Source organism: Meiothermus luteus (genome assembly GCF_003574085.1).
GTDB classification, from domain to species: domain Bacteria; phylum Deinococcota; class Deinococci; order Deinococcales; family Thermaceae; genus Meiothermus; species Meiothermus luteus.
Genome location: NZ_QWKZ01000107.1, coordinates 1 through 8,954 on the forward strand (window position 1 = coordinate 1; position 8,954 = coordinate 8,954).

Genomic DNA, 8,954 nt, shown 5'->3' on the forward strand with positions numbered 1-8,954 from the left:
TTTGGGGGTGTGGCTGGCCTCCCAGTCTGGAGGCTTTGGGGGGCCGGCCCGGGGGCTCGGCTACGCAGTTTTAGCGGGGCTGGGGTTTGGTGGCTACTTCGTGCTTATAGACCGGGTGGAGGGGCTTTTCTGGCCCTCCGCCTTCGCCAAGCTGACCGCCGCCGCCCTCACCCTGGGCTGGGCCTTGGGAAGCCCACCGGCGCCCAGACGGGTGCTGGGCCGCCACTTGCCCCTGCTGGTTTTAGCAGGGCTGCTGGACGCCGGAGGCAACGTGTTTTTTCTGGCTGCCGCCCAGGCTGGCCGGCTGGACGTGGCTGCGGTCCTCTCCTCGCTGTACCCGGCCTTCACGGCCCTGCTGGCCTGGGCCTTGCTGCGGGAGCGGCTGAGGCCGGGGCAGAACCTGGGGGTGGTGCTCTCCTTGGCGGCCATCGCCCTGATTGCCGCCGGGTAGGCTCAGGCGTTGTGGGCCTCCACGAACCAGAGCAGCTTGTCGCAGGCCCGGGAAATCTCGGTGCAGATGTCGGCGGAGTCTTTGTCCCCCAGCTCGTCGGTGCGGTCAATGAGGGCGCGCACCTGCTGGCCGAAGGCGGCCAGCGAACGGGAGAGGGCGGACACGTGTTCGGAGCCCTGGGTGATGTCAAGGGGGTAGGTGGGGAGGCCGGAACGCTCTGTGGCCACCTGCAGGGTTCCTTCCGCGGTGCCCCCAAGCTGCACGATGCGCTCTGCCAGCAGGTCGGCCCAGCCATCGGCGGCCTCGGCCACCTGATCAAAGAGTTCGTGCAGGCTGATGAAGTTGGGCCCCTTCACGTTCCAATGGGCCGTCTTGGCCTGGGCGTGGAGGTCCATCGCGGCCGCCAGGGCGGGGGCCAAGGCCTCAACCACTGCGGTGCGGGTTTTGGCCGGCAGGTCGTTTTGGGTGGGGTGCAGCGGGGTTTTCGTCTTAAGAGCCATATCTGACCTCCTTTACCCCAGGATACGCCCGGATTGGGCCGGTGTCCAAGATTCGCTCAACGCTCCAGTATGCGGAAGGCGAAGCTCACCTCGAGCCGGATGTTCTCGTCCACGCTCAGGACCACCAGCACCCGCGGCTGGACCAGCCCGAAGTCGCGGAAGGTGAAGCTGGTACGGGCCTGCAAAAAGGCGAGATCGCCACGGAATTCCACTTCCCCTTCCCAGGTCACGCTCCGGGTAACCTCCCGAATCTTCAGGTCGCCCACGATTTGAACCGGGAATTTCCCGCTTTGCGGCAGGGGAAAGCTGAGGCCGCGCACCTCCCTAGGCACGAACTCGGCCACCGGGTACTGGGCGGTATTCAGGGTGTTGCGGCGGATGTAGTTGTCCCGCCGGGCCTCGTCGCTGGTGAGGTCGTTCAGGTCTACCGTGAAGCGCGAGCCCTCCAGGGCCCGCCCGTTCCGGTCAAACTGGACCCTGCCCTGCACCTTCTTGCTCACCCCTACGGCGTCGGTGGGGAAGTTGAAGCCCGCGAGCTGCTCACGCACCCGGTAGCGGGCCTCGCTTTGGGCGGGGATGAGCTCGAGCCGGCTTTGGGCCTGGGCAAGATCAAGGCCGACCAATCCAAGTAGCAGAAAGAGCTAACGGTACATCGCGGTCCTCCTAACGCTTGGAGAGTAGGGTTATCAGGTTTTTTAGGCTCTCCGCAGCTCTGGGCTGCTCCCTGAAGGGGTTGTAGGGCCTGCCCTGAGCGATGGCCTGGAACAGGCCGCCGCGCCCCCCCGGGGCCTGGGGGCTGCCTGCCTGGGGGTTTTGCCCCTGGCGCTGGCGGGCTTCCTCGCGGCGCTTGAGGAGGGTTTCGTCCATCCACTTGAGCTGGGCTGGGGTGAGGATGCTGTCCTCAATGGTGCTCAGGGCTTTGGCCGCCTCGGCCGGCTTGAGGTCGGGGCGGTTCTGCAGGTCGCGCAGGATGGGCAGCAGCCGCTGGGCCTGGGCCTTGGTGAGGGATAGGTCGCGCTGCTTGTCTAGCTCCTCCATCAGGCCGATGGTGGCCACCAGCTCAAAGACCGGGCGGTAGGCCTCAAAGCGTTGGCGCGTCTCGGGGGAGAGGTTGGGTGGCCCCCCTTGGGCTAGGGCTAGGCCGAGGGCCAGCAGGGTCCAAAAAGCAACCGTTCTTTTCATAAGTCTTCCCTCGTTTAGGCTAAGCTTGCAATAGGTTTGTGTAGGAAAGATAAACGACCACGCCCCCTATGTCTGCCGACCTTTTAACCCCTGCCCCTGTTTTGGACCTGCCTCCCACGCATCTTCCCACCGGAAACCTAGAGGTGCATGTGGAGGCCTGCCCCAAGGCCCCTCGCATAGAGCGGGTGGGGGTAGCCTCGCTCGCCCTGGATGGACTGCTGGACTGGGTGGGCGAGCCCTTTTTGGAGGTGGAGGGGGAGGGTTGGCGGTTCTCCCGGCTTTTGGACTGGGTGCCCCAGTGGGAAGACGAACGGTTGCGGGTTACCCTACTGGCCCCATGGGGGCAGCGGGGGCTGGCCCTGCGCCTGGAGCCCAAGGCCCCGGGCCCCATCCGGGTGGTGGGCGCTTTGGCCTATCTGGGGCTCAGGCGCTTCGGTGAGGAGCGGCTTCAGGTCTCCTTCCGCTTTGGCCACGACCCCTGGACGGGGAGCCACCTGCTGGAGGCCCGGGCCCACCGGGCCCTGCTGGCCCTGGGCCTCCAGAGCGAACCTTCTCCCGACCGGGCGGACTGGGGAAAACGGTTTGCGTGGGTCTGGGAGAGGGGGCCCGTGACCCTCTATTTAGGCCTGGCCCCCGAGACCGATGGGGCCCGCACCACCGCCCTGCATCTGCGGCGGGTGGGCTGGGAGGGTCTGCTCGAGGCCACCCAGCGCAGGCTGGCCTCGCTTTATGAGCCTTACCGAGGCCCTCTTCCAGAGGTTTACCGGCGCCATCTGGTGTTCAGTTATTTCTACGCCCAGGCCGACAGCCTGGAAGGGGAGCCGGTGCTCCTCACCTCGCGGAGCCCCCACTACTACGTTTCGGGGGCCTACTGGGCCCGGGACGCTTTGCTGTGGTTCTTCCCCGCGCTGCTTCGGGTTGACCTAGGACGGGCCAGAAAGGTCTTGAGGGCGGCTTTTTTGCGCCACGCCCGCTGGCCGGGGGAGCACGCCCAGTACCTGAGTGGTCCGCCCTTGTACCCTGGCTTTGAGCTTGACCAAGCCGCAGCCTACCCCTTGGCCCTGGCCCGCTACCTCGAGGCCGCCGGCCCAGACCCGGGGCTGCTGCTCGAGCTAAAAGAGCCCTTGGAAGGGGTACTAAGCCGCATACGGGAGGAAAAACACCCCAGCCTTTCCCTTTACCGCACCTTTCTTTCCCCCACCGACGACCCGGTGCCTGAGCCCTACCTGACCTACGACAACGCCCTTTTGTGCGCGGCCCTGGAGCGCCTGGCCCCTTTCTGGCCGGCAGGGGAAGGGCTTCGGCAGGAAGCCCGGGCCATCCGCGAAAGCCTCTACCGCCAGGCAGCCCGCAACGGCCGTTTCGCCTACAGCTTTGAGCCGGGAGGGGGGCACACCTTCGCCGATGAGCCCCCGGGCAGCCTCCTGCTCCTGCCCTACCTGGGGTTTTGCAGCCGCCAAGACCCCCTGTGGCAGGCCACCGCCCTCTGGACGCTGGGCACCGAAAACCCCTACCACTTCGGGGGCCGCTTCAGCGGGGAGGGCTCGGCGCACTTTCCCTTTCCCTCAGGCTTCTCCCTGGCCAACCGGCTCCTTTCGGGGCTGGTGCGGCCTGCCGAGGAGGCCCTTGGGGTTCTGGAGCAGGCCCCCCTTGACCAGGGGTATGCCCCCGAGTCCTTTGACCCGAGGACCGGCCTGCCCCGCACCGGGGTGGGGTTCGCCGCCCTAGCCGGCCTCATTGCCCATGCGTTGGCCGGGGGCAGGTGAGCTTACGGGGTGCTCGCCGCCCGCACCAGCCCGGTGAAGTCCTGTCCGGCGGCCACCGAGAAGGCAGCCAGGGCCTTCCAGTAGGCGCTCACCGCCTGCACCAGGGCGTACTCGGCGCTTTTGAGGGAGACCTGATCGGTCTGGAGCTGTAGGGCCGAGATGGTGCCGGCCCGCAGCGCGGCTTGGCTCTGTTCCACCAGTTTTTGGGCGTTGGCCACGTTGGCCTGGGCCAGCGCGATGTTCTTGTAGGCACTTTGGGCCGCCTGGTAGGCGTTTTGTAGGCTGGTGAGGGCGTTTTGTTGGGCGGTCTGGAGGGTGCGAAGGTTGTTCTCCAGGCTGAGCTTGGCGCTGTTGAGCTGCACCGCCGGGGTGTAGTCGTTGTCGGCTAGCTTGACGTTGAGCTGGGCCAGGTCTACCGCCTGCTGGGCTTGGAGTACGCTGGGGAGCCGCTCAAAGAGGTCTTTGCGCAAGGCCTCCAGGTCGGCCTGCAGGGCTGGGGTGGGTGGGGGTGGGGCCACGGTGACGTTGCCCAGGTCGCTCAGGCCCATCAGCGCGGCGAGCTGGGCGGCCAGCACCGGGAGCTGGGCCTGGGCGGTGGTCAGGGACTGCCTCGAGCTGTCCAGGGTGGTCTGGGCCCGGGCCACCTCCAGCGCGGTGGCGTTCCCAGCGGCCTGGCGGGCCCGGGCCACTTCCAGGTTGCGCTGGTTGAGGGCCACCTGGGCCTGGTACAGGGCCACGTTTTGCTGGGCCTCGTACAGGCTCATATAGGCGTTCACCACGCTCTGCATCACGCTCAAGCGGGTGGCCTCCAGGTTCACCTGGGCCAGCTTGGCGTTCTGCTCGGCCTGGGTCAGGGCCACAATTAGGGTGCTGGGGTCGGCCTTGAGCGCGTTGAGCTGCAGGGTGGTGTTCTGCAAGGTGGCCTGGGCGCTTTGCAGGGCGGGGCCCTGGCGGTAGGCCTGGGCGAGGGCCTGCACCAGGGTCAGGGTGTTCTGGGCGTAGGCGGTGGGCAGAAGCAGCAGGAGCAAAAGAAAGCGGACGGGATTCATCGGGTTCCTCCTAGGGTGGCGGTGAGGTCGGTGCCTAAAGCAGCGTACAGGGCCAAAGCGGCGAGCTGGGCTTGGGTGGTGGCGGCCTCCAGGTTGCGCTGGGCCTGACGCAGGCTAAGCTCGGCGGCCTGCACCTCCACAGCGGTGCCGGTGCCGGCCTGAAGGCGGGCTCGAGCGGTGCTCAGGTTTTGCTCGGCGGCCCTAAGGGCGGTCTGGGCCGCAGCGACGCCCGCTTTGGCGGTCAGGAGGTTCTGGTACTTCTGGCGTACGTCCAGCTCGGCGGCCTTGCGGGCTGAGTCCAAGGCCAGCTCGGCGGCCTTAAGGGCGGTCTGGGCAGAGCCAATCTGGCTGTCGGCGGCTGGGTCGACAATGGGCAGGCTGAGCGAGAGGCCCACCGCCCACCCTTGTTGCGCGCTGTTCCCTTGCACCAGGGGTACCCCTGCGGAGAGGGAGAGGGTGCCGTTTTTTAGGTTGAGCCCGGCCGAAAGGCTGGCGTTGGCGCCGCTGTAGCCTGCGCTCAGCGCGGCGCTCGGCAGCAGCCGGTCCCGCTGGGCGCTGGCCAGGTTGGCCTGGGCCTCCTCGAGGCCAATCGCGGCCCGCAGCACATCCGGCCGCTCGGCCAGGGCCCTTTGCACCAGGGCCTCCAGCCCCTCGCCGGGCAGCTCGGGTGCCTGCGGGGCGGTGCTCGGTGAGCCGAGCTGCTCGGGGCGCAGCCCCAAGGTGCTGGCCAGGGTGAGGCGGGCCAGCTCCAGCGCCCCTTGGGCGCTCACCAGCCCCGAGCGGGCGCTGTCCAGGTTTTGTTGGGCAGTGAGCAGGTCGCTTAGGGTGGCGGTGCCGGCCTGGTTCTGGGCCCGCACGATCTGGAGCTGCCGCTCCCGCAGGGCTACCGTGGCCTGGGCGATTTCCAGGTCGGCCTGGGCCTGGCGCAGGTTGAAGTACTGGGTGTGGAGGCTGAGGTAGAGGCTGTTGCGGGCCTCCTTACGGGTTAGGGCAGCCCGCCTTAGGCCCCGCTCGGCGCTGGCCACGGTGTCGGCGCTGCTTGACCAGGGCAGCAACCCCAGGCTGGCGGTGGCCGACAGGGAGAGGCTGCTGCCGCTGACCTCGCGCAGGGCGTAGTCGGCCCCTCCCGAGAGGCTGAGCCTCCGCGCGGCCAGGGCCGCCTCGAGCTGCCGCAGCGCGCTCTCATAGGCCTGGTCGGCGCTTTGCCAGTCCAGCGTGCGGGGCAGGGCCTCCAGCGCCTGGGAGAGGGCTAAGTTTCCTTGGGCCAGGGCCGGGGGGGCCAGGGCCAGCAGGGCAACCATGGGAATGAAGTGTCGCTTCAAGCGGTACCTCCGCGCCGGTATGTTCGGCAATTCCTGTGTATGCGCCCAGTACAAGATATGTAGGTTTGGTGAAGGTGCGCAAGCCTCAGGGCAGACCTCTTGCTACAATAGGCCTAAAATGCTGGACTTCAAGCTGCATCCCCACCGCGAGTACCTGATGGCCCACCAGCCCGGCCAGAAGCTTTTCCTTGCCCTGAAGGTGCGGCCCGACCAAAAAGCTGCCCTGGCCCGGCCCCAGCTCGCCATTGCCTTTGTGGTAGACACCTCTGGCTCCATGCGCGAGGTGGTCACCGAGCCCAAGGAGCGCACCGGGCAGAGCGTGCGGGTGGATGGCAAGGAGTACGAGGTGGTGCGGGGGGCCAAGAGCAAGATGGACCTGGTGGTGGAGGCCCTACGGGGCCTGCTGAACAGCCCCGCCCTCAGGCCCACCGACCGGCTGGCCTTGGTCAAGTTTGACGACCACGCCAGGGTGTTGCAGCCCTTCACCGAGGCCGCCCACAAGGCCCGCTTGCTTGGGGCGGTGAACCAGCTTCCGCAGTTCTCCGGTGGGACCCACATGGGGGCGGGGATGCTTCTGGGCCTGGAGCAGCTCAAGGGGGTGGGGGGCAGCCGCCGGATGATTCTGCTGACCGATGGACAGGCCTTTGACGAGCCATTGGTGGAGCAGGCCGCCCAGGAACTGGCTGAGGCCCACATCCCGGTAACCGCCATCGGTGTAGGGGACGACTGGAACGAGGACCTCCTCACCGCCATCACCGACCGTACCCAGGGAAAGCCCTTCCACATAGTGCCCGACACCGAGCACCCCCTGCCCCCGAGCCTCCGGGCCACCGAGCTGCCCCAGGCCATCCTGGGAGAGCTGGAGAGCGCGGCCAGCGAGGTCATCACCCACCTTGGCCTCTCGGTTCGGACCGTGAAGGATGTAGTCCTCGAGCGGATCACGCGGGTCTACCCCACCCAGGCCGAGGTGGACCTGCGGGCAAAACCCCACCCCCTGGGCAACGCCGCCCAGGGGGACTGGACGGTGTTCGTCCTGGAGTTCACCCTGCCGGCCCGTCCCCCGGCCCGCATCCGCATCGCCCAGCTAGGGCTGACCTACGAGGTGCCTGGGCAGGCCTACCGCGGGGAGGTGCCCCCTTTGGACCTGGTGGTGGAATTCACCACCGACGAGGCCCTGGCCGCCCGGGTTGACCCCGAGGTGATGCAGTGGGTGCAGCAGCGCAACATAGAAGGGCTTATCAAGCAGGCCACGGTGGAGGCCCGCACCGACCCCAGCAAAGCCGCCAAGACGCTCGAGCTGGCCCGCAACCTGACGGTCAAGCTGGGCAACAGCGCCATGACCCAGGCCCTGGACAGGGCTATGGGCGAACTCAAGAGCAGCAAGACGATAAGCCTGAACACCGCCAAGACCCTCAAGATTGGGGCCAAAACCCAGGTGCTCAAGCAGGGGCCCGGGGAGGGTTTGCCCTCCGATGAGGAAATTCGTAGGATAACCGGCGCCTAGATGGAACGCTGCCCCTACTGCGCCTCCCCTATCCCCTCGGGGGCCGCCGCCTGTCCGGCCTGCGGTATGGGGGTGGATGTGCAAGGCGCCTTCCACCTCCTAGTGGGCACCAAGCTAAAAGGCGGGCGCTACACTCTAGGCAAGGTGCTGGGCCAGGGAGGATTTGGGATTACCTACCTGGGGGCCGACACCCAGAAGAACCGCCCGGTGGCCATAAAAGAGCTCTTCCCGGAGGGCTCCACCCGCGACCGCGGGACCCGCCGGGTGGTGCCCCCTACCGCCCTGCTGGGGAGCGGCTTCGCCGAGACCATGGAGAGCTTTGAGGGCGAGGCCAGGCTGTTGAGCCGCTTCAAGCACCCCGGCATCGTGCGGGTCTACGACATCTTTGAGGAGAACGGTACGGCCTACTTGGTCATGGAGTTCCTGAAAGGCCAGACCCTGGGCAAGCGCCTGGAGAAGCAAGGCCGCCTGCCCCCTGGAGAGGTGGAGCGGATTGCCCGGAAGCTCCTGGAGGCCCTCGAGGTGGTCCACAAGGCTGGTTTGCTGCACCGCGACATCAAGCCGGACAACGTCTTCCTGCACCAGGACGGGCGGGTGGTGCTCATAGACTTTGGCTCGGCCCGGCAGTTTGCCCGGGGCAAGACCCAGCGGCACACCCGGCTGGTCACCCCTGGGTACGCGCCTTTGGAACAGTACGGGACAGAGGGGCGGTTTGGCCCCTACACCGACCTCTACGCCCTGGGGGCCACCCTCTACCACGCCCTCACCGGCGCCCCCCCGCCTGCCGCCACCGACCGGATTCAAAAGGACCCCCCGCTCAGGCTGCCCCCCGATACCCCTCCGGGCCTCGAGCAGGCCATCCGGCGGGCCTTGGAGATTCGGGTGGACCGCCGGCCCCAGAGCGTGGCCGAGTTCCGGGCCCTGCTGGACCGCCCTAAGCCCGCCCCTGTCGGCAGCCTCCTCATCCGGGTAAGCCCGTCCCAGACCGCGGTGCGCCTGCAGGGGCCGGGCTTCCAGCAGGTGGTGCGGGGGGACGCCGACCTGGCTGACCTTCCGGCCGGGAGCTACACCCTCTACGCCGCCGCCCAGGGGTTTGTGCCGGAGCAGAAGCGGGTGGTCCTGCGCCCCGGGGAGAGGCTCGAGGTGCGCTTTGACCTACAGCCTATCCCCAGCCCTACCC

9 protein-coding genes are annotated in these 8,954 nt (G+C 67.7%); 4 read left to right on the forward strand and 5 right to left on the reverse strand.

Translation table 11 applies throughout. The annotated features are described in order from the left end of the window. On the forward strand, positions 1-451 hold a 451-nt coding region (locus tag Mlute_RS12730), incomplete at its 5' end, for an EamA family transporter (protein ID WP_147371092.1). 2 nt (positions 452-453) lie between these two features. Here the strand turns inward: Mlute_RS12730 and dps are convergent. Genes dps through Mlute_RS12745 form a run of 3 tightly spaced genes read right to left on the reverse strand, consistent with a single transcriptional unit; the run spans position 454 to position 2,133 of the window. Further along, the gene (gene dps / locus Mlute_RS12735) at positions 454-951 is read right to left on the reverse strand and encodes a DNA starvation/stationary phase protection protein Dps (RefSeq protein ID WP_119360991.1); all 498 of its coding nucleotides are present in this window, start codon (positions 949-951) and stop codon (positions 454-456) included. A gap of 56 nt (positions 952-1,007) precedes the next feature. Further along, positions 1,008-1,574, reverse strand: a complete 567-nt coding sequence (locus tag Mlute_RS12740) for a YceI family protein (RefSeq protein WP_245958972.1) — start codon at positions 1,572-1,574, stop codon at positions 1,008-1,010. 40 nt (positions 1,575-1,614) lie between these two features. Then, on the reverse strand, positions 1,615-2,133 hold the full coding sequence (locus tag Mlute_RS12745; protein WP_119360992.1) for a hypothetical protein: 519 nt from the start codon (positions 2,131-2,133) through the stop codon (positions 1,615-1,617). Positions 2,134-2,201: 68 nt separating this feature from the next. Between Mlute_RS12745 and Mlute_RS12750 the strand changes: the two genes are divergently transcribed. Further along, a complete protein-coding gene (locus Mlute_RS12750) occupies positions 2,202-3,899 on the forward strand; it encodes a glycoside hydrolase family 125 protein (RefSeq protein WP_119360993.1) in 1,698 nt (565 codons plus the stop codon). 2 nt (positions 3,900-3,901) lie between these two features. Here Mlute_RS12750 and Mlute_RS12755 read toward each other — a convergent pair whose 3' ends face one another. Together Mlute_RS12755 and Mlute_RS12760 are read right to left on the reverse strand one after the other, a co-directional pair. Then, the gene (locus Mlute_RS12755) at positions 3,902-4,948 is read right to left on the reverse strand and encodes a TolC family protein (protein ID WP_119360994.1); all 1,047 of its coding nucleotides are present in this window, start codon (positions 4,946-4,948) and stop codon (positions 3,902-3,904) included. Then, the gene (locus Mlute_RS12760) at positions 4,945-6,270 is read right to left on the reverse strand and encodes a TolC family protein (protein WP_245958973.1); all 1,326 of its coding nucleotides are present in this window, start codon (positions 6,268-6,270) and stop codon (positions 4,945-4,947) included. The genes Mlute_RS12755 and Mlute_RS12760 overlap by 4 nt, the downstream gene beginning before the upstream one ends. 118 nt (positions 6,271-6,388) lie before the next feature. Between Mlute_RS12760 and Mlute_RS12765 the strand changes: the two genes are divergently transcribed. Together Mlute_RS12765 and Mlute_RS12770 are read left to right on the forward strand one after the other, a co-directional pair. Then, a complete protein-coding gene (locus Mlute_RS12765; protein ID WP_119360995.1) occupies positions 6,389-7,774 on the forward strand; it encodes a vWA domain-containing protein in 1,386 nt (461 codons plus the stop codon). After that, positions 7,775-8,954, forward strand: a 1,180-nt coding sequence (locus Mlute_RS12770; protein WP_220452084.1) for a serine/threonine-protein kinase, incomplete at its 3' end; no start/stop codon positions are given.